Source organism: Christiangramia sabulilitoris (genome assembly GCF_007050985.1).
Lineage (GTDB): Bacteria > Bacteroidota > Bacteroidia > Flavobacteriales > Flavobacteriaceae > Christiangramia > Christiangramia sabulilitoris.
The window spans coordinates 416,362-437,842 of record NZ_VHSF01000003.1 but is presented as its reverse complement, the minus strand read 5'-3'; the positions used below and the strand labels follow the sequence as shown (position 1 = coordinate 437,842).

Below are 21,481 nucleotides of genomic sequence, written 5' to 3'. Positions count from 1 at the left end.
CAGTACTTCGTATTTCGGTTCTAAGTCTCTATTGTTAGAACCTGTCTTAAAACAGGTTTTCCTACCCGCCTGATTTTTTTTCCCTTGGCCCTTAATTTTAATCAAGGAGATCTTTATAAAATATCTTTTATAGATAGCATAGCCAGTAAAAGTAATTCCTGAAAAGGAGCAGTCCCTGTTCAATAATTCTTTCTATGACAAAAGTTTTTATCAGAAGAAAGCTCTGACGTGTGTTTTCTGAAAACCTGGTAAATACACCAGAACAATTTTGAATAAATGAGATAGTATAGAGACTTTCTCTGGATTTATCTGTCCAATAAAAGGCGTGCCGTGATCATACTAATTTAGGGTGTAAGTTTAATACTCCTAACACCAACGCCTTAAAATTATTCCAAACGATTGGCTATATGAATTCCTTTTAATTGTAAAGTCAGAAGAAATCAATCAAGTTTAAAAAATTAATATTCAAATAAATATAAATATTATGAGATCAACACGAGTATATGCCGTAATTCTTACATCCTTTTTATTCCTGGTTGGATGTTCAGAAAATGATGAAAATGTAAATGATTCCAATTTAATTTCGAAAAATGCATCTGCATCGATGGCTTCATCAACATCAGACAAGGGATCTGCTGTAACCTCCCAGACTTTTCCCCAGGCCCAGCAAGAAGTTCTGGAAACATGGGAAGCAATTAAGGAAAGTGTTATTGAGGGAGATATTGATAAATTGATCTCTTTTCATGCCTATGGTCCAAAATTTACCGAATTCAAAAATGGTGAGCTTAGAAATGGCGCTGAAGAAAATGAAGCTTATGAACGAGCCGTTTTTGGCTCGGTAACCGAGGTAATTAAATTGGACGCCCAGGACATAAAGATTGGTGTCTATAATGGAAATGTGGCTATTATGACATTTCACGCTGATTTCCAGTTGATGTTTGGAGATAACCTTGCTCAAGTTAGAGAACAAACCTCGTTACTTTTTGTGAAAACTAAAGGTGAATGGAAAATAGTTCACGAACATCATTCTCCATTGAATTAAAAAATGTAATTAATAGTTTTGAATGCCCTGAGTTCAGGGCATTCTTTATTACATCGAGCCTTTAACTTTTTAGCATTTATTTGATGGCCTCTATCGTTTTTATGGATTATAAGAGCAGAGGTTCAAGAAGATTGTCGCCATTACCGGGCTATAAGTTCTTTATAAAATCGTTACCATTATTATAGAAATCGAGAACAAACCGCTTATAACTTTAAAACCAAAGAATGCTGTTTTACGATTTGAAAAGAGAAACGCCAGTAAATATAGCATTAAAGTAGGTTTTATACCAAATAGCTGGTTTACCCCTATTTTTTTTCGCGTTGAATTTGCCGTACTTCGTACTTCGGTTCTAAGTCTCTATTAATAGAACCTGCCTTGTAAACAGGGTTTCCTACCTACCTGATTTTTTCACCTATTGGCTTTATAAGTTAAATCTGAAAGATCTGGAAAAAAGATCTTCATTCAAATAGGTGTCACCATGATAATGGCCATTCCTTGCTGTGTTAAATAGTAATTTTTTTCTACCCAGAAATTATAAAACCATGGAAAATGGAGTATTGATCTAAGAAAAAAATTAATAAGGATGGATTGTTTTGCTGCGCTAAAACCTTATATCATGATGGAGCTTATGTGATTTCCCTGATAGTTGTAGGAAAGGAAAGGGTCAAAGCATCATATAACTGAAATGATTCTACCTGCGACATAAGATAATTTAGAAATTTATCAAGTTTGAACGACTCCTCTTAAGTGCCGGTCCCCTCCTGTATCTGTTTTCTATACCTTCTTATAATCTCATTTAGTAGTTGATTTACAAATTGTTATTAACCAAAATTATAAAAAATGAAAACTTTAATTAAATTTTTAAGCTGCGTTATTTTAATGTTGTATTGTTCATGCGAGAAAGATGCCATGAGCGATGGAGAGATTTCCGATTTTGATCTCACCTATGAAAAAATGAAACCTGACCGAAGTACGGTAGATGTATTTAATCCTATTTTAGGCGAGGTAGTAGGCTCGGCGACATTACTTAGAAATGAAAAGGGCTTTTCCTATACCTATAAATCTAATGCTCTTACGCCGGGTTATGCTTATACTGTTTGGCTTGTAGTATGGAATAACCCTCAGGAATGTGCTATTCCAGGAGCCTGTATAGACACCGATTTTGCGAGGGCAGATCTCACTCAAGTTGAAGTAATGACCGGCACCGGGCACGTGGTAGGCAGTAGCGGGAAAGGTTATTTTGGAGGACATTTAAATGTAGGGGATGATTCAGGTACAATCAATGACCTGTTTGGGTTACCATATGCGGGAGGACTCCAGCAAGGCAAAACCTTTAGTTCAGAAATCCATTTGGTTTTAAGAAGTCACGGTCCGGCGAGACCAGGTATGATATCTGACCAGATTGGTAGTTACGAGGGAGGTTGTGATAATCCTTTTGAATTTCCACCTTTTACCGAAATTCCGGATGAGATGGGAGAATGTGGTGATATTGAAGTCGCTATTTTCTCTCCAGTGAATTAAAAAATTATAGTTAATAGTTAGAATGCCCTGAGTTCAGGGCATTCTTTATTACATCGAACCTTTAACTTATTAACCTTTATTTGATGACCTCTATTGTTTTTGTAGATTATAGGAGCACAGGTTCAAGATGATTGTCGCCGTTACCGGGCTGTTAGCTCGTTATAAATTCCTTACTGTTAAAAAAGAGATAGAGATTAAAGCATTGATAACGCTGAAAATTAAAAATGCAATATTGAATTCGAACCTGGGTAAGCCAGCTATGTAAGCACTGTATCTAGAATCCTGTCAAGACTCCAGCTTAGAATTTCCTTTGATTGCTCGTTATCAAGATGACAAACGTCTTTCGTGACCACAAATGGTTCGATTCCCATTAAAATGGTAGCCATGTTTGCTAATTTCTCCATCTGCTCAGGGCTCATATCTTTTCTTCTATCCTGAAGTAGCATTAGAAGAGTTTTCTTTCTACGGGCTCCTCTCATTTTCGTGCTTTGTTCGGCATTTAATACCACACTCATATATTTTCTAAAACCAGCTTCATGATCTATCGTTAAATTATTGTAGTATTCCTGAATAGCCAGAATAGCCTGTTTTAAATTGAGATTTTTCACTTCTTCAATAATCTCTTCAGAACTTTTTGTGTTGAGATCCAGAACCGCTTCTGCAGTAAGAATATCGATGCTTGAATAATACCTGTAAATAGTAGCACGGGAAATATTTGCTTGCTTAGCAACATCTTCCAGAGTAAACTCTTTTTTCTTCCCAATTATATCCTGGGTGCTTGCAAGAATTCTATCTCTTGTTTTTAGCTTTTGATCTCTTCTGCCTGTTCCTAAATACTTCCCTTTCATGAGACAAATGTCTTATAAAATTTTGTAATTATAAAATTTAAAAATATATTTACGAGACAAAAATCTCATAAGATGAATAATGTATTGAAAATGTGGGTTTTGGGACACAAGGTTGCTCCGCAAAAAATATCTGCCGATTATGATCTAGCCATTGGAGAATCGCAGACAGATGTTCCCGGTCCACCACCACATCTTCACGAAAAGTATCATGAATCTTTTTATATCATAGAAGGAGAAATGGATTTCATCATTAATGGCAAATCAAAGAAAATTAGAACGGGAGAAACGGTGGATATCCCGCCAGGGACCTTGCATACTTTTAAAAATTCAGGTTCTAAGGTTTGCAAATGGGTAAATATACATAGTCCAAAAGGTTTTTCTGAATTTTTTGAAAAGTATGGGATTGCTGAAAATGAAACTGAAGCGATGACAAAATCTGTTTCACCGGAAATTTTACGGCAGGTTCTGGAAACCGCTGCTGATTATGATATGAAGATTCAAATGAATAAGTAAATAATTTATTAACCAATCCTATAGAAATGAAAAATCAGTTCAACCAAATTTTCAAAAGTGCTGTGGCACTTACATTATTTTTTGCAATTCTCTCTTGTAGCAATGATCCATTAGTAGAAACCGATACTCTGGAAACCTATGATTTCAAACTCGAAAAAGCAGAGAGCTGGGAGGATCAAATTGAAATCCTAACTAAGGCCATGAGGAGATTTCATAATTTTGAGGTCGCGATTGCCCAGGGGTATGTTCCCGTAAGTCCATTAGTTTCCGGAATGGGTATCCATTATGCCAAATTCGATTATGTCGATATGCAATTCGATCTTCTAAAACCCGAAATTCTTGTTTATCACCCGGACGAGAATGGTGATATGCAATTTGTTGCTGCAGAATATCTGTATGTAATTCCAGATTGTTTTAACCTTAGTGAATATCCTGATGCTCCAGAAGGATTTCTGGGAGGGCAGGATGAGTGGAGTGTAAACTGCTATGCGGGTCCTGGAGGATGGACTTTGCACGCCTGGGTAGGTTTAGAGAATCCAGATGGTGTTTTTGCAGCATATAATCCAGTTCTGCTCGAAGAAGATTAAAATCCAGACATTATTTCTTTAAATTAGCTGCTGAAAGTTCAATTTTGAATACAACAGCGAATAAATATTCAGAAATTATCAAAGCCGAAGCTAAACGCCTCGGCTTTCTTTCTTGCGGAATCTCTAAAGCTGAGTTTTTGGAAGAGGAAGCGCCGCGGTTGGAGAACTGGCTGAATAATAATATGCATGGGGAAATGCGCTATATGGAAAACTATTTCGATAAGCGTCTGGATCCTACCAAACTGGTGCCCGGCTCTAAAAGTGTGATCTCCTTACTGCTGAATTATTATCCGCATGAATTTCAGAATAAAGATGCATATAAGATCAGTAAGTATGCCTATGGCAGAGACTATCACTTTGTGATCAAGGATAAACTGAAAGAATTATTATCCAGCCTTCAGGATGAAATTGGTGATTTTCATGGGCGGGCATTTGTAGATTCGGCTCCTGTCCTTGATAAAGCCTGGGCTGCAAAAAGCGGACTCGGCTGGATTGGTAAGCATTCAAATTTACTGTCAAAGAAAACCGGCTCTTTCTATTTTATTGCAGAACTTATCGTAGACCTGGACCTGGAATATGACACCCCCGTGACCGATCATTGCGGTTCCTGTACGGCCTGTATAGATGCCTGCCCAACCCAAGCCATTGTAGAACCCTACAAGGTGGACGGCAGTAAATGTATTTCCTATTTTACCATCGAGCTGAAGGACGAACTGCCATCATCATATAAGGATAAGTTCGACGACTGGATGTTTGGCTGTGATGTATGCCAGGACGTATGCCCCTGGAATCGTTTTTCTAAACCCCATAACGAACCACTTTTTAATCCCCATCCAGATCTACTGGAAAATGAAAAGAAGGACTGGGAAGAGATTACCAGGGAAACTTTTAATGAAATATTCCGCAAATCTGCCGTGAAACGTACCAAGTTTGAAGGCTTGAAAAGAAATATCAGCTTTTTAAAAGAATAGATTTCTAATTAAGTCCAGCCTTGTTACCTTTGCTAGTCAGCCAAAAAATTAAATTATGAGTAATACTTCCAGAAAGAGAAGAGAGGCCCTGGTTTATCATGCTAAACCTAAGCCAGGAAAAATTGAAGTCGTACCTACCAAAAAATATGCAACTCAAAGAGATCTCTCTCTGGCCTATTCGCCCGGTGTGGCCGAGCCCTGCCTGGAAATAGAAAAAGATAAGGAAAACGCTTATAAATATACAACCAAAGGAAACCTGGTTGCAGTGATCTCTAACGGTACTGCTGTGCTTGGTCTTGGAGACATTGGGCCGGAAGCATCCAAACCCGTCATGGAAGGTAAAGGATTGCTGTTTAAGATCTTTGCAGATATTGATGTATTTGATATCGAAGTAGATACCAAAGATGTAGATAAGTTTATAGAGACGGTCAAGAATATCGCACCGACTTTCGGCGGAATCAACCTTGAAGATATAAAGGCACCGGAAGCTTTTGAAATAGAGCGCAGGCTCAAAGCAGAACTGGATATCCCGGTGATGCACGATGATCAGCATGGTACGGCTATTATTTCGGCGGCCGCATTGCTGAACTCTCTGGAACTGGCGAAGAAAAAGATAGAAAAAGTAAAGATCGTAATAAGTGGTGCGGGTGCTGCGGCCGTATCCTGTACCAAGTTATATAAGTCTTTTGGCGCAAAGGCAGAAAACATTGTCATGCTGGATAGTAAAGGAGTGATCAGGAAAGATCGCCCAAATCTATCGGAAGAGAAGGAAGAATTTGCTACGGCCAGGAAAATAGATACCCTGGAGGAGGCTATGAAAAACGCAGACGTTTTTGTAGGTCTTTCCATTGCCAATATTGTAACTCCGGAGATGCTGAAAAGTATGGCCAAAAGGCCGATCGTTTTCGCTATGGCGAATCCCAATCCCGAGATCGATTATGATCTGGCCATGAAGACCCGTAAAGATATCATAATGGCTACCGGCCGGAGTGATCATCCTAACCAGGTAAACAACGTTCTTGGGTTTCCTTTTATTTTCAGGGGAGCGCTGGATGTAAGGGCGACCAAGATCAATGAGGAAATGAAAAAAGCCGCGGTAAAAGCCCTGGCCGAACTGGCCAAGGAGGCGGTACCGGAGCAGGTTAATATTGCCTATGGCGAGACCCGTCTTAATTTTGGCCCGGATTATATCATTCCAAAACCTTTCGATCCAAGGTTGATCGCTAAAGTTCCTCCGGCGGTGGCCAGAGCGGCTATGGAGAGCGGTGTGGCCCGAGAAGGTATTCAGGACTGGCAGAAATATGAGGATGAACTGCTGGAAAGAATGGGGAATGAGAATAAGATCACCAGGTTGCTCATTAACCGTGCAAAAACCAACCCCAAGCGTATCGTTTTTGCCGAGGCAGACCATTTAGATGTACTTAAAGCAGCGCAAATCGTAAAGGATGAAGGCATAGGGATGCCAATCTTGTTAGGAAGAAGAGAGGTTATAAAAGAGTTGATGGGCGAAATCGATTTTGAAGATGATGATGTGTTGATCATCGATCCAAAATCTGATGAGGAAGAGGAACATCGTAATAATTATGCGCATAAATACTGGGAAACCAGGCATAGAAACGGGGTTACCAAATATGATGCTGAAAAGCTGCTCCGCGAACGGAATTATTTTGCGGCCATGATGGTGAATGAGGGTGATGCAGATGCATTACTTTCAGGATATTCCAGGGCCTATCCTACCGTGGTCAAACCCATGCTCGAACTTATTGGTATGGCCAAAGGGGTTACCCGGGTGGCTGCCACCAATGTGATGAATACCTCCAGGGGTCCTTTGTTTATTAGTGATACGTCTATCAATATAGATCCTCCGGCTAAAGACCTGGCTAAGATCGCGCAAATGACCGCCCGTACGGTACAGTTATTCGGGATGGAACCTGTAATAGCCATGATCTCCTACGCTAACTTTGGTTCCTCCAAGGATCCAAGAGCCAGAAAGGTCAGGGATGCCGTTTCATATCTGCATAGATTTCAGCCGGAGCTTAAGGTAGATGGTGAACTTCAGGCAGATTTTGCCCTTAACCGGGAGATGCTTCAGAATAAATTTCCATTTTCCAAGTTAGCGGGGATGAAGGTAAATACCCTGATTTATCCAGATCTGGATTCAGCCAACAGCACTTATAAGTTAATAAAGGAGCTTAATGACGTAGATTCTATAGGCCCAATTATGATGGGCATGAAGAAGCCTGTTCATATCCTGCAGCTTGGTGCCAGTGTGGAGGAAATTGTGAACATGGCGGCGGTAGCGGTTGTGGATGCCCAGGAAAAAGAAAAAAGACAGAAAAAACAATAATCATAACTCTCAAGGAACAGGCAGAAACATCGTTTCTGCCTTTGGTTTATTTTACTACATTTGAGATTGAACCCAATTCTTTTTCATGATCCACCACTTAAAGGGCCAGTTAATTGAAAAAAATCCAACCTACGTTGTTATAGAATGCAACGGTATTGGATACACCGTAAACATTTCTCTGCATACTTATTCGCTAATACCGGAATCTGAAGCTGTAAACCTGTACACTTATTTGCAGGTGAAGGAAGACTCGCATACGCTTTATGGATTTGTAGAGAAGTCTGAACGTGAGATCTTCAAGTTGTTGATCTCGGTTTCGGGGGTTGGTACGAGCACTGCCAGAATGATGTTATCTTCCCTGCAGCCACGGGAAGTTACAGAGGCAATAGCCAAGGGAGATGTTCCTACCATCCAGAGTGTAAAAGGTATTGGAGCCAAAACGGCTCAAAGAGTGATTTTAGATCTGAAAGATAAGGTCCTGAAAGTGCTTGGAGACGACGAAGTTTTCGTCTCTCAGAACAATACTAACAAGGAAGAAGCGTTATCAGCATTAGAGATCTTGGGTTATAACAGGCGTCAGGCTGTTAAGGTTGTAGAGAAGATTTTGAAAGACGTCCCTGAATCCACCGTTGAATCTATTATAAAACTGGCTCTTAAAAAGCTGTAAGTAAATTGAGGAACAATTACTCTAAATTGTATTTACCGGTATACCTTAGCTTCCTGTTAATACTGGTGTTTTCAGTGGACTCTGTGGCTCAGGAAACGCCTCAGGATACCACGGCAACGGGCTATGTACTTGGTGATATCAGCCTTCCCGATCCAGAAAGCATAGTTTTCAAATATGAGTATGACCCCATCCTTAACCGTTATTTCTATAATGAGAGCCTTGGAGAGATCAATCTGGGCTTACCACTGGTTCTTACTCCTCAGGAATTTGAAGAACTCGTTCTTCAGGAAGAAATGCGGAATTATTTTAAACTCAAGAATGACGCCCTTTCCGGAAGAAAAGAAGGTTCTGAAGATATACAGAAAGACCTGTTACCCGATTTTTACGTAAACAGTAATTTTTTCGAAACAATATTTGGCGGGTCAGAGATCAATATCCTTCCTCAGGGATCTGTAGAACTGGATCTGGGCTTATTGTATACTAAACAGGATAATCCTGCTTTCTCGCCCAGGAACCGGAGAAATCTCTCTTTTGATTTCGATCAGCGTATAAGCCTTAGTTTACTGGGACAGGTTGGTGAGCGCTTACAGATTACAGCGAATTACGATACCGAATCCACTTTTGATTTTCAGAATCAGTTAAAACTGGAATATACTCCCAATGAGGATGATATCGTCCAGAAGATTGAAGTGGGTAATGTGAATATGCCTTTAAGCAATGCCCTGATCCAGGGAGCCCAGAGTCTATTTGGTTTTAAAACCGAATTACAATTCGGGAAAACAAGGGTGACCGGGGTTTTCTCTGAACAGCAATCAGAACGAAGAACCGTAAATGTGGAAGGTGGGGCTACCGTTGAGGATTTTGAAAAGTTTGCGCTGGATTATGACCAGGACAGGCACTTCTTTTTAGCACATTATTTCAGGGATACCTATGACAGGGCTCTGGAGAATTATCCCTTTATCAATACCAATATCCAGATCAAAAGAATTGAGGTTTGGGTGACCAATCGTACCAATAATATTCAGAATATCCAGAACACCCGGAATATTGTGGCGATCCAGGATCTGGGAGAAACCAATGTACCCGGGAATATAGGATTGGATACCCCGCCGGCAGGGTTTTTTAATGAACCACCGGGCGCTTTTCCAGATAACCTGAACAACGATTTTAACCCACTGGGAATAACCGGTCCAACCCAGTCGATACTTAACCAGTCTATACGTGATATCGCTACCGTGGACCGTGGTTTTGGAAGTGTGACAGTTTCTGAAGGAATAGATTATGCTATCCTGGAGAATGCAAGACAGTTAAACCCTTCTGAATATACTTTAAATACCCAGTTAGGGTATATCTCCCTGAACCAACGTCTCAGCAATGATGAGGTTCTTGGAGTTGCTTTCCAGTTTACCATTAACGGTGAAGTTTACCAGGTTGGTGAATTTGCCAATGATGGTGTGAATGCAAACAATAGCCAGCCGGCAGAAAACCCTGATACCGGGGTGAATACCAGGGCGAGTCAGAACCTGGTGGTGAAAATGCTGAAAAGCACGATCATCAATGTAAATGAACCGGTATGGGACCTTATGATGAAGAATATCTATAGTCTTGGTGCTTACCAACTGGAACGCCAGGATTTCAGGATGAATATTCTTTATACAGACCCCCAGCCTTTAAACTATATTCAGCCGGTGGAAGGTACCACCCTGCCAGATGACGTGGCAGATACTCCTTTATTGAGGGTTTTTAATCTGGATCAATTAAACGTGAATGGTGACCCTATAAATGGCGGGGACGGCTTTTTTGATTATGTACCCCAGCTTACTATAGATCCTCAAAACGGTAATATTATTTTCACCACGGTAGAGCCTTTTGGAAGTCATTTATTTAATAAACTCGATCCTACACCTAACAGCGGACCGGAAAATTACTCGATTCCCGAAACCTGGAATGAGAACCAGCGGCGTTACGTTTTCAGGTCTATGTATAGAACAACCAAGATCCAGGCCGAACAGGAAGAAGCAGATAAAAATAAGTTCCAGCTAAAAGGTAGATATAAGTCGGCCGAAATTGAGGGGATCCCTATAGGTTTCAACCTTCCCCCGGGTTCAGTTACGGTGACTGCCGGAGGCCGAATACTCCAGGAAGGGGTGGATTATGTGGTGAATTATGAATTGGGGAGGGTGCAGATCCTTGATGAAGCTTTGCTGGCGTCAGATATTCCAATCCAGGTAAATACAGAAAATAATGCCCTATTTGGTCAGCAAACCAAGAGGTTTACCGGGATCAACGTAGAGCATCAGTTCAATGAGAATTTTCTTTTAGGTGGTACTTTTATCAATCTTAAAGAAAGACCATTGACGCAAAAAGCGAATTATGGTTACGAGCCTATAAACAATACCATTCTTGGATTAAATTTTAATTACAGCACTGAAGTACCGTTTCTTACCAGGCTGGTAAATAAACTGCCCAATATAGATACCGATGTTAAATCTAATGTTTCTGTACGTGGTGAATTTGCTTATTTAATTCCCGGAACACCAGATTCAGATGATTTTAATGGCAGGGCAACGACCTATATTGATGATTTTGAGGCGGCGCAAACCACTATAGATATAAACAATCCTTTAAGCTGGGAACTGTCCAGTGTACCTATTGGGTTTGGAGGTGAGCTCGCCAATGGTGATCTGGCCGCGGGATACAAAAGGGCAAAAATGGCCTGGTATACCATAGATCCTATCTTTTATAGTAATAACAGGCCGGCGGGAATCAGTGATTCAGATATTTCAACCTACGCTGCCAGAAGGGTAGCTTTAAGCGAGATCTTCCCGAATATTGACGTGGTCCAGGGACAATCGCAGGTGGTATATACCATGGATGTCTCTTATAATCCGGCTGAAAGGGGGCCATACAATTATAATCCTAACGCACTAGGCGGGAATAATCTTCCTAATCCGCAGGACAATTTTGGGGGCATCATGAGGTCCATTAATACCACCAATTTTGAACAATCAAATGTTGAGTACATTCAGTTCTGGGTGATGGATCCTTATATTTATCCTGAAAATTCAGGTCGTGCCGGCGGGACCATTAATTTCAACCTAGGTAATATATCTGAAGATGTACTTAAGGATGGTAGAAAACAATACGAAAACGGACTTCCGGAAGGGGAAGGCGATGCCAATACTTTAACTACTTCTTACGGGCAGGTTCCGGCAGATAATTCACTGGTTTATGCCTTTGATACTGAAGGTGCTGCCAGGCAGTTGCAGGATGCGGGCTTCGACGGACTCCTGGATGCAGAAGAAGCTGCGAAATTTTCCAGTTTTGCTGCTCTTCCAGATCCATCTGCAGATAATTATCAGTATTTCCTGAATACCGATGGTAGTATTGTAGAAAGATATCAGAATTATAACGGAACACAGGGAAACTCACCTACAGAAGTAACAGACACTAACCGTGGTAACTCAACTCTGCCTACTACAGAGGATATCAACAGGGATAATACCATGAATACCATTAATAGTTATTTTGAATACGAAATCCCTTTTTTCCAGGGAATGAATATTGATAATAACCGGTATATCACCGATGTAAAAGAGCTGACTACCACCTTGAGAAATGGCCAGGAATTGCCGGTAAGATGGCTGCAGTTTAAAATTCCGATCTTTGAACCTACTAATGCTGTAGGTGGAATTGCAGATTTCAGGTCGATTAGATTTATTAGAATGTTCCTGACAGATTTCCAGGATCCAACCATATTAAGATTTGGTACGATGGACCTGGTTAGGGGAGATTACCGGAGGTATACCCAGAGCCTTTTCGAAGATCGTAACCAGGTTGAAAACCCGAATACACTTTTTGAAGTGAATGCGGTGAATATAGAAGAGAACGAGAACAGGCAGCCTGTTCCTTATGTACTGCCTCCGGGAGTACAAAGGGAAGAGCTGTTCCAGAGCAACTCTAATATCAGGCAGAATGAACAATCCCTGTCTTTAAGGGTTTGCGAGCTTGAGCCACAGGATGCCCGAGCAGTGTATAAGAACTTCCAGATCGATATGCGGCAGTATAAGAATCTTGAGATGTTCCTGCATGCAGAATCCTTTATAAATAAACCGCCACTCAAAGACGGGCAACTCGTTGCATTTGTTAGGATAGGAACAGATTTTAGTGATAACTTCTACCAGGTGGAGATCCCTCTTTCACCAACTTTATTTGGTGCTACCTCCCCGGAAGATATCTGGCCAGAAATTAACAGGCTGGATCTTGAGCTGGACCTGCTTCAAAGAATCAAGACTGCCGTTTTGGGTGATCCATCGCTTATATCTACAGAATTAAATTTCTTTACTGAAGATCTTCAGCCTATAGATGCAGAGGCTACCTACGATATGGGGCAGTTAAGACTTGGAGTAAAGGGAAACCCGAGTTTTGGTAATGTAAGGCTATTGATGGTTGGGGTAAAGAATGGAACCCGGGTAGATGGTGTTACTGAGTTGTGCGGGGAAGTCTGGTTTAATGAACTAAGACTCTCCGGACTGAAGAATGAAGGAGGTTGGGCCGGCGTACTTAGTATGGACACCAACCTGGCAGATTTTGCCAATATTTCGGCGACCGGAAGACAAAGCACCATTGGCTTTGGAAGTATCGAGCAGGGTCCAAATCAACGTAGTCTTGAAGACCTGCAGCAATATGATGTGGTTACCAACGTGAACATGGGTCAACTCCTGCCGCAAACCTGGGGTGTGAAGATCCCGGTGAACTATAGCCGGGGAGAAGAATTAATTACTCCAAAGTTCGATCAGGAATTTCTGGACATAGATCTTGATACCAGGCTTGAAAGTATCGAAGATCCGCAAGAAAGAGAAACAATAGAAAAGCAGTCTCAATCCTATACCAGGAGGGAAAGTATAAATGTGATCGGGCTCCGAAAAGAAAGGGTGGGCGAAAAAACGCCTATGCCTTATGATATCGAAAATTTCGCCTTTTCAACTTCTTATAACCAGATAGATCATCGGGATTTTGAGATCGAAGAAAGTCTGGATCAAAGTGTAAGAGTGGGTGGAACTTATGAATTCAATTTCCCTGATAAAACTCTGGAGCCTTTAAAGAATATAGCGGTGCTGGACAGCAGTGATTATTTTGCCCTTTTCAAGGATTTTAATTTTAATTATCTGCCTTCCAATATCAATGCAAGTTCCAATATTTTCAGGCAATATAATGAGCAGAAATTCCGCTCACTGGATCTAAGCGAAAATGATATCGGGATACCAACCCTCTACCAAAGAAATTATCTTTTTGACTGGCAGTACGGGATCAATTATAACTTAACCCGGTCCCTGAATTTCTCCTTTAATGCCAGTAATAACAGGATCATTAGAAACTATATCGATGAGGAAGGTTTTGCAGATAACAGTATAGGTCTCTGGGATGACTTCTTTAATGTAGGTGATCCTAATCTGCATTTTCAAACCTTGCAGGTAAATTATCAGCTGCCGTTCAGCAAGATTCCGGTATTGAAATTCATTAACGCTACCTATTCTTATACTGGAGATTTCCAGTGGCAACGGGGTTCTCGTGTTTTCCAGCAACTGGAAGGGATCCCGGCTATCGGGAATAGTGTTCAGAATTCGAATACGCATCAGATCAACGCCAGCCTCAATATGCAGGATCTGTATAATTATGCCGGTCTGGTGGAGAAGAAAGCGACGAATAAAGGTAAAAGCATTCAGGAAAGAAGCAGAGGAGTGCCCACACTGGGTCCTCCAGATGCAAAGGAGGAAGACCAGGAAGAACAGCCAAAACCAAAAAGATACCAGGCATATAATACGTTTATTAATGTGGTCACTGGTCTTAAAACCTTCCAGGTAAATTACCGGAACAGCCGTGGTATATTTTTGCCGGGTTATACCCAGGGAATTGGTTTTATGGGAACTTTTAAACCCACTACCGGCTTCACCTTTGGATTTCAGGATGATATACGCCATATGGCTGCGGAAAGAGGATGGTTAACCTTGTTCCAGAATTTTAACCAGCAGTATACCGCGATAAAAAATGAGCAACTGGATTACCAGGCCGGCCTTGATATTCTTCCTGATATGACCATAGAGCTAACCGGGCGAAGGAATTTTGCTGAAAATTATTCAGAAAATTACAAAGTAGAACCGGTTACTCTGGAATATCAATCCCTCACACCATATACCTATGGTAATTTCAATATTTCTACGATCCTGTTGCGCACAGCTTTTAATAATTCCACCGAAGTAAGTTCTGAAACATTTGAAACTTTCAGGGAAAACAGGCTGGAAGTTGCCCGAAGAATTGCTGAGCAAAGGGGGTTAGACCCAACAGATGTGGATGAAGAAGGATTCCCCCGCGGAATCGGAAAAACAAACCAGGCGGTGTTACTTCCTGCTTTTATCGCGGCATATTCCGGAAAGGATGCCGGGAAGGTGAAGCTTGGTGCTTTCAGGGATTTTCCTATTCCTAACTGGAATGTAAAATATACCGGGCTAATGCGCCTTGGCTGGTTCAGGGAAAAATTCAGGAGATTTTCTGTACTACATGGATACAGATCAGATTATACCCTGAATCAATTCCAGACCAACCTTGATTATAACCCTTCAGATCCTGAAGAATTGAACCAGGCAGGAGATTTTAAGAATCCTGTTCTTTTTTCAAATCTTGTATTGACAGAACTTTTCACGCCATTAGCCAGAATAGATTTCGAAACCAAGGGAAACATTCAGATCCTGGCAGAAATAGCGAAAGATCGCTCCTTGGCTTTCAGTTTTGATAATAACCTGCTTACAGAATATAGCGGGAACGAATATACCCTTGGTACCGGTTACCGTATAAAGGATTTTAAAATCGCTACTGCGATTGGGGGTAGAAGAAGAGTTTTGAGCAGTGATCTTAATTTCAGGGCAGATGTATCGTACAGGAAGAACCGTACTATTGTAAGATATCTGGACCTGGCCAATGCACAAACCATATCGGGTCAGGACATCTGGTCTATCAATTTTAATGCAGATTATGCCTTTACCAGAAACCTTACGGCCAGGTTCTATTATGACCATACCTTCTCAGAATATGCTGTCTCCACGGCATTTCCACAGACTACGATCAGGTCTGGGTTTACCCTTATTTATAATTTCGGAAATTAATCGAGGCTTGTTTGAAGAATTCGAGTAAAAAACTAACTTTGCGGTCTTATTAAATCTAAACTATGAATATTCCACAAGAATTAAAGTACACTAAAGACCACGAGTGGGTTAAGATAGAAGGCGATACCGCTACCATTGGAGTTACAGATTTTGCTCAGGGCGAACTTGGGGATATCGTATATGTTGAGGTAGAAACCCTGGACGAAACTTTGGAGAAAGAAGAAGTTTTCGGGACGGTAGAAGCTGTAAAGACGGTTTCAGATCTATTTATGCCGTTATCTGGTGAGATCATTGAGTTCAATGATAGCCTGGAAGATGAGCCGGAGAAAGTAAATGAAGATCCTTACGGAGCCGGATGGATGATAAAAATTAAAATGTCTGATACCTCAGAAGTAGATTCTTTGTTATCTGCAGACGAATATAAAGAAGTAGTTGGTAGCTAAAATATTTTTATTTCTTGCGGTTACCTATACCGGGGCCATTACCTATTTTTCTTTAATAGTAATGGATTTTAAGGTAAGTGTGGCCGGATTTGACCCTACAGACAAAATGCTCCATGCCGGGGCATATTTGTTTTTAGCAGGCTTGTGGAAGCTGTATTTTTTATTTAAGCATTCCGATTTTCAGCGATATACCGCCAATCTTTTGTGGGTGGCATTCGCTTCCTTTTTATTCGGGATGTTAATCGAAGTTTTACAGGGAACTCTAACCAGTTACAGAACTCCAGATTGGTGGGATGTAGTTGCGAATTCGACCGGGGTTGTACTCGCTGTTTTATTTTTTATGGTCATGGCTCCAACGGTTAAAAGGCTGAAGCAGAAAGTTGCTTAGCTAAATAAGATTAGAAACTGGATTTATCTTTCGGTCGTTGATTACCTTTTCAGGCTTGGATAGGTTTTCTTAAAATACCAGCATTGGTTGATTGATGCCCCAATTCATTTAAGATGCAATTCAATTAATATTTACTGGTACGAATCTTGTGGTGGTGGTATTTGTATTGGTTTATGAATGCAGGGTCTAATTAGAATCCGATCAGAACGCCAAGTTCCGGATTAGAGAAATAAGCCATACCATGATAGCTGAATCACCTCAAATGAAGCCAGGTTAAGAGTAGGTAGATTTGTTCTCGTATCATATACAATTCCTGTTACATTTTAATCTCAGGAATGATAGTGAGTGGTTTACAGATTTACTTTAGTTTTAATTACTTATTATCTCATATATATTTAGTTTTTTAGAAAAAATCTTTATTTTAGCAACCCTTAACAATATAACGCATTATGGAACCTAAGAAAAATCCAAAGGCTAATTTGAACAGAAACAGAGTATTGTTTCTTCAGCTTGGTCTTGTAGTAGTTCTGTTCATCACCTGGAGGGCGATCGAATGGAAAACTTATGACCCGGACAATATCGATATAGGACAGGTAAATATGGACGCCCTTGATGAAGAGGATGTGCCAATTACTGAAATGCAGAATACTCCACCGCCACCGCCACCGCCACCACCGGCACCAGAGGTGATCGAAGTTGTGGAAGATGAGGAAGAAGTGGAAGAAGATGAAATCCAGTCTACTGAAACCAATCTTGATGAGATCGTAGAAGTGGAAGAGGTTGTTGAGGCTCCTGAAGAAGAAGAGGTAGCAGATGTTCCGTTTGCGGTAATTGAAGATGTACCTATTTTTCCAGGTTGTGATAACCTGAGAAACAACGATGAACGTAAAAAGTGTATGAGTGAAAAGATCTCTAAGTATGTGAACAAAGAGTTTGATACAGATCTTGGAGCTGAGCTTGGATTGAGCGGTATAAACCGTGTAATCGTTCAGTTTAGAATTGATGAAAAAGGTAATATTGGCCAGGTAAGAGCACGTGCTCCACACCCAAGGCTGGAGCAGGAAGCTGCCAGAGTGATTAACAGTCTTCCTAAAATGAAGCCTGGTAAACAACGTGGTAAGCCGGTAGGGGTAATGTACTCTCTTCCTATTGCTTTTAAAGTACAGGACTAAGAAATTACAACTATATATAATTCGAATCCCCTGCTTTTAGCAGGGGATTTTTTATTTTATATAAATTCAATTTTATAAAAACTGTATATTAGACCCACAAACCATGGCCCCCTTATGCGTATGAAGTATATGTTACTTCTTCCAGTTTTATTTTTAAGTATTCAAATCAGTGCCCAGGATATTAATCTTTCTTCAGAAATTTATCCTGAATTTCCTCAATGTGAAAGTGTAGATTACAAAGAGCAGCAGGAATGTTTTAATACTACCCTGGTAGATTACATTACTTCCGGCTTCAAAGTTCCCGAAGTGGTCCTGGAAGAAAATTATGAGGGGCAGCTTACTATAATTTTTGAAGTGGACGAGGAGGGTAAGTTTCAGGTGATCTACCTCGATGCCGCTTATGATGAGTTAAAAGAGGAAATAAAAAGGGTTTTTAATGCTCTACCGGTTATAGAGCCGGCAAAATATAATGGCCGTCCCGTTCATATGCAGTTTAAAATGCCTCTGCGAATTCCGCTTCAGGCGAATTCTGGTATTCAGCCTGTTCCGCAGGAAGAAGAAATCACCTTGAAAGCGGAGGAAAAAGACAAGGATCCTGAGGATAATATTATCAATGAATATGAAAAAATTAAATCTGAAGAATTTACTCATCCCAGGTTTAGCAGCCAGATCAACATTCCACTTTCTCACGAATACTACGCCCGCTTTGATAAGGAATTTAATAGAATTGGCACAAATACACATTCCGCTTCAAAACCCCTGATGTTTGACGAGGTAAACAGGTATTATGATTTTGAGGATCAACATGAGCAATTGATGCAGGATCGCTCTACTTATGCCGGTAGAAAACTTTGGAATGAACATTTAGTCAGGTTCCAGACAGATAAATACTGGTTCACGCTGGATCCAGGTTTTGATCTTCAGATAGGGAAAGATTTTGAGCAGACTTCTCATGATTTCACCTATAACAATGGCCGGCAGTTTATAGTCCAGGGTGGTTTGGGTAAGAATTTTAATTTTTACTCTGTGGTTTACGAAAGCCAGGGAAGATTTGCTGAATATTATAATCGCTATGCGGAATCTATAAGGCCAGCGGGAGGTGACCCCGCGATTGTCCCGGGAAGGGGAGTTGCAAAAACCTTTATGGACGAGGGTTATGATTATCCCGTGGCAGAAGGTTATTTATCTTTTACGCCTGCTGAATTTATCAATATTCAGTTTGGTCATGGAAAGAATTTTATTGGGGATGGATACCGCTCCCTGGTCTTAAGTGATAATGCTTCGCCTTATCCTTATTTGAAATTAAATACGAATTTCTGGAAATTAAAATATACCAATACCTGGATGTCCTTGCGGGATGTGCGGCCAGCGGTGGTTAACAGCGGTTCCTACCGAACCAAGTATATCGCTAATCATTATCTGAGCCTTAATGTGACCAAAAGACTTAATCTAGGTTTCTTTGAGTCGGTGATGTGGGAAAATGATAATGACCGTGGCTTTGATATTAATTATCTTAATCCGGTGATCTTTTACCGTGCTATTGAATTTGCTACCGGTGCTGATGGTGGGAATGCAATTATAGGACTTACAGGGAAATACAAATTCTCAGACCAGGTTTACGCTTATGGTCAATGGCTTATAGATGAATTTTCATCCACTGATGTTTTTGGCGGAGAAGGTAGCTGGAAAAATAAATTAGGATTCCAGGCAGGATTCAAATATTTTGATGCCTTTAAAATTCATAATCTTTTCCTGCAGGCCGAATATAACCAGGTGAGGCCATATACCTATTCCCATAATTCAATAACGCTCAATTACGGCCATAACAATCAATCTATGGCGCATCTTTGGGGCGCTAACTTCAGAGAGTTTGTCGGGATTGCCAGGTATAAAAGGGACAGGTGGTTTGGTTCTACCAAATTCATTGTTGGAGAGAGAGGTTTTGATTTTTCAAATTTTGGTTCTAAATCCAATTACGGGCAGGATATTTATCGCACAGAAGATGATCGTCCTTTTGAGAGCGGTGTGAAAATAGGCCAGGGAAATACAACTAATTCTTTTTATACAGAACTGGAAGCAGGTTATATTGTAAATCCTTCAACCAATCTAAAGCTTTTCGCAAGTTTTATCTACCGTGATTTTGATGTGCAGACAAATACGGTAGTGAACTTCGATAATTCTACAACCTGGATCAATTTTGGGTTGAGAACAGATATTTTTAACTGGTACTTTGACTATTAGTGATTTTCAACACTGAAAATTAACACATTGCCTTCCTTGTTAAAACCTAATTAAGAAGTATCTTTGCGCCAGTTAAAAAAAAGCTTTTTTGAGCAACACTCGCGTACATAATTCCAGCGCTTCCATTCTTTCAGATTTCAAGGAAATAACCAAGATGAGATTGGCTATTAGTGTAGTCTTTTCTTCGGTCGCAGGTTATTTTTTAGGAGCAGATAATATAGATTTTGTCGTAGTCACCCTGCTGGCAGTTGGTGGTTACCTTATGGTTGGGGCGTCTAACGCCTATAACCAGATAATAGAGAAAAATCTGGATGCTTTGATGGACCGTACCAAAAATCGTCCATTGCCTGCAGGGAGGATGACCAATACGGTGGCATTCACTATAGCAAGCATCTTTACGGTCCTGGGATTGGCGGTGTTATATGTGATCAATCCAAAAACTGCTATGTTCGGGGCGATAAGTATATTTCTCTACGTTAGTATATATACCCCATTAAAAACAAAAACCCCGCTTTCAGTATTTGTAGGTGCCTTCCCGGGCGCCATACCCTTTATGCTGGGATGGGTGGCAGCAACAGGTAGTTTCAGCATTGAGCCCGGAACACTATTTATGATACAGTTTTTCTGGCAATTCCCACATTTCTGGGCTATTGGCTGGTGGTTGTATGATGATTATAAAAAGGGAGGTTTTTTTATGCTGCCAACCGGTAAAAGGGACAGGGGAACAGCCGTCCAGGTTATTTTATATACCTGTTGGACGATTTTAGTGTCGCTTGTACCTGTATTTGGTGTAACCGGGAAATTATATCTGACTCCGGTTTCCGGGGTGATCATACTTCTGCTTGGGCTGGGAATGCTTTATTACGCGATAAGACTTTATAAGGAGAAGACAGCTGAGGCTGCAAAAAAATTAATGTTTGCCAGTGTTTCTTATATAACTCTGCTGCAAATAGTTTACGTAATGGATAAATTTATTAGACAATGGATTTAACTCAGGGATCTGATGAGATGAAACACGGCCGGGCAAAGAAAATGATGCTCTGGTTTGGGATGATAAGTATGACCATGACCTTCGCCGGGTTGATGAGTGCTTATGTGGTCAGTAAAAACAGGCCAGACTGGCTGAATGATTTTGAATTGCCTGTAGCATTTCTCTGGAGTACTATAGTGATCACCGCCAGTAGTATTACCCTGCATTTCAGTAAGAAAATGATCCAGGGTGGAAACCGCAGGAATGCCAGTGCACTTTTAATAGGTACACTTATCCTGGCCATTCTATTTATAGTTTTTCAGATTTATGGATTCACAGAAATATTAAATCAGGGATATTGGTTTACCGGTGCAGAAAGTACGGTGACCACATCTTTCATTTATATTCTTGTATGTGTGCACTTAGCGCACCTTTTAGCGGGTATCATTGTGCTTTTGGTCTTAATTTATAACCATTTTAAACAACGCTACAAAGCAGGGCAAATGCTTGGCTTTGAGCTGGGTGAGACCTTTTGGCATTTTGTAGATGCGCTTTGGATATTTTTGATTTTGTTTTTCTATTTCTATAGATAATAAAAAAGCGTATTTTTG

15 protein-coding genes are annotated in these 21,481 nt (G+C 40.6%); 14 read left to right on the top strand and 1 reads right to left on the bottom strand.

The genetic code is table 11. The annotated features are described in order from the left end of the window. Nucleotides 1-484 precede the first annotated feature (484 nt). Nucleotides 485-1,042 carry a nuclear transport factor 2 family protein gene (locus tag FGM01_RS12125; protein WP_143411435.1) on the top strand — a complete coding sequence of 186 codons (558 nt, stop codon included), beginning with the start codon at nt 485-487 and terminating at the stop codon, nt 1,040-1,042. Nucleotides 1,043-1,882: 840 nt separating this feature from the next. Then, nucleotides 1,883-2,563 carry a hypothetical protein gene (locus tag FGM01_RS12120; RefSeq protein ID WP_143411434.1) on the top strand — a complete coding sequence of 227 codons (681 nt, stop codon included), beginning with the start codon at nt 1,883-1,885 and terminating at the stop codon, nt 2,561-2,563. A gap of 257 nt (nt 2,564-2,820) precedes the next feature. Here the strand turns inward: FGM01_RS12120 and FGM01_RS12115 are convergent, their stop codons facing one another. Continuing rightward, nucleotides 2,821-3,411: a TetR/AcrR family transcriptional regulator gene (locus FGM01_RS12115; protein WP_143411433.1), complete on the bottom strand. Its 591-nt coding sequence runs from the start codon at nt 3,409-3,411 to the stop codon at nt 2,821-2,823. A 72-nt stretch (nt 3,412-3,483) separates the two neighbouring features. Between FGM01_RS12115 and FGM01_RS12110 the strand changes: the two genes are divergently transcribed. The 12 genes from FGM01_RS12110 (at nt 3,484) to FGM01_RS12055 (ending at nt 21,463) form a co-directional block, all read left to right on the top strand. Next, nucleotides 3,484-3,924: a cupin domain-containing protein gene (locus FGM01_RS12110; protein ID WP_143411432.1), complete on the top strand. Its 441-nt coding sequence runs from the start codon at nt 3,484-3,486 to the stop codon at nt 3,922-3,924. A 26-nt stretch (nt 3,925-3,950) separates the two neighbouring features. Then, complete coding sequence (locus FGM01_RS12105) at nt 3,951-4,511, top strand: hypothetical protein (RefSeq protein WP_143411431.1); 561 nt, start codon at nt 3,951-3,953, stop codon at nt 4,509-4,511. Between the two features lie 44 nt (nt 4,512-4,555). Next, nucleotides 4,556-5,482 (top strand): tRNA epoxyqueuosine(34) reductase QueG, encoded by a 927-nt coding sequence (queG, locus tag FGM01_RS12100; protein ID WP_143411430.1) that lies wholly within the window; start codon nt 4,556-4,558, stop codon nt 5,480-5,482. A gap of 55 nt (nt 5,483-5,537) precedes the next feature. Then, nucleotides 5,538-7,829 (top strand): NADP-dependent malic enzyme, encoded by a 2,292-nt coding sequence (locus FGM01_RS12095; protein WP_143411429.1) that lies wholly within the window; start codon nt 5,538-5,540, stop codon nt 7,827-7,829. 85 nt (nt 7,830-7,914) lie between these two features. After that, a complete protein-coding gene (ruvA, locus tag FGM01_RS12090; RefSeq protein ID WP_143411428.1) occupies nt 7,915-8,496 on the top strand; it encodes a Holliday junction branch migration protein RuvA in 582 nt (193 codons plus the stop codon). A 5-nt stretch (nt 8,497-8,501) separates the two neighbouring features. After that, complete coding sequence (gene sov / locus FGM01_RS12085) at nt 8,502-15,656, top strand: T9SS outer membrane translocon Sov/SprA (protein ID WP_143411427.1); 7,155 nt, start codon at nt 8,502-8,504, stop codon at nt 15,654-15,656. A 62-nt stretch (nt 15,657-15,718) separates the two neighbouring features. Beyond that, on the top strand, nt 15,719-16,099 hold the full coding sequence (gcvH, locus tag FGM01_RS12080; protein WP_143411426.1) for a glycine cleavage system protein GcvH: 381 nt from the start codon (nt 15,719-15,721) through the stop codon (nt 16,097-16,099). After that, nucleotides 16,089-16,487: a VanZ family protein gene (locus tag FGM01_RS12075; RefSeq protein WP_243735801.1), complete on the top strand. Its 399-nt coding sequence runs from the start codon at nt 16,089-16,091 to the stop codon at nt 16,485-16,487. The genes gcvH and FGM01_RS12075 overlap by 11 nt, the downstream gene beginning before the upstream one ends. A 449-nt stretch (nt 16,488-16,936) precedes the next feature. Next, nucleotides 16,937-17,659, top strand: coding sequence for an energy transducer TonB (locus FGM01_RS12070; protein ID WP_143411425.1), 723 nt, complete (start codon nt 16,937-16,939; stop codon nt 17,657-17,659). Nucleotides 17,660-17,779: 120 nt separating this feature from the next. Further along, nucleotides 17,780-19,900: a capsule assembly Wzi family protein gene (locus FGM01_RS12065; RefSeq protein ID WP_143411742.1), complete on the top strand. Its 2,121-nt coding sequence runs from the start codon at nt 17,780-17,782 to the stop codon at nt 19,898-19,900. Nucleotides 19,901-19,988: 88 nt separating this feature from the next. Beyond that, nucleotides 19,989-20,891: a heme o synthase gene (gene cyoE / locus FGM01_RS12060; protein WP_143411424.1), complete on the top strand. Its 903-nt coding sequence runs from the start codon at nt 19,989-19,991 to the stop codon at nt 20,889-20,891. Then, the gene (locus FGM01_RS12055) at nt 20,882-21,463 is read left to right on the top strand and encodes a cytochrome c oxidase subunit 3 (RefSeq protein ID WP_143411423.1); all 582 of its coding nucleotides are present in this window, start codon (nt 20,882-20,884) and stop codon (nt 21,461-21,463) included. Before cyoE ends, FGM01_RS12055 begins: the two co-directional genes overlap by 10 nt. Nucleotides 21,464-21,481: the final 18 nt, after the last annotated feature.

What these genes read in the sequence shown, in the direction of transcription:
- FGM01_RS12125 (WP_143411435.1), top strand. Translation starts at nt 485, where the DNA reads ATGAGATCAACACGAGTATATGCCGTAATTCTTACATCCTTTTTATTC.
- FGM01_RS12120 (WP_143411434.1), top strand. Translation starts at nt 1,883, where the DNA reads ATGAAAACTTTAATTAAATTTTTAAGCTGCGTTATTTTAATGTTGTAT.
- FGM01_RS12115 (WP_143411433.1), bottom strand. Translation starts at nt 3,411, where the DNA reads ATGAAAGGGAAGTATTTAGGAACAGGCAGAAGAGATCAAAAGCTAAAA.
- FGM01_RS12110 (WP_143411432.1), top strand. Translation starts at nt 3,484, where the DNA reads ATGAATAATGTATTGAAAATGTGGGTTTTGGGACACAAGGTTGCTCCG.
- FGM01_RS12105 (WP_143411431.1), top strand. Translation starts at nt 3,951, where the DNA reads ATGAAAAATCAGTTCAACCAAATTTTCAAAAGTGCTGTGGCACTTACA.
- FGM01_RS12095 (WP_143411429.1), top strand. Translation starts at nt 5,538, where the DNA reads ATGAGTAATACTTCCAGAAAGAGAAGAGAGGCCCTGGTTTATCATGCT.
- ruvA (WP_143411428.1), top strand. Translation starts at nt 7,915, where the DNA reads ATGATCCACCACTTAAAGGGCCAGTTAATTGAAAAAAATCCAACCTAC.
- gcvH (WP_143411426.1), top strand. Translation starts at nt 15,719, where the DNA reads ATGAATATTCCACAAGAATTAAAGTACACTAAAGACCACGAGTGGGTT.
- FGM01_RS12070 (WP_143411425.1), top strand. Translation starts at nt 16,937, where the DNA reads ATGGAACCTAAGAAAAATCCAAAGGCTAATTTGAACAGAAACAGAGTA.
- FGM01_RS12065 (WP_143411742.1), top strand. Translation starts at nt 17,780, where the DNA reads ATGAAGTATATGTTACTTCTTCCAGTTTTATTTTTAAGTATTCAAATC.
- FGM01_RS12055 (WP_143411423.1), top strand. Translation starts at nt 20,882, where the DNA reads ATGGATTTAACTCAGGGATCTGATGAGATGAAACACGGCCGGGCAAAG.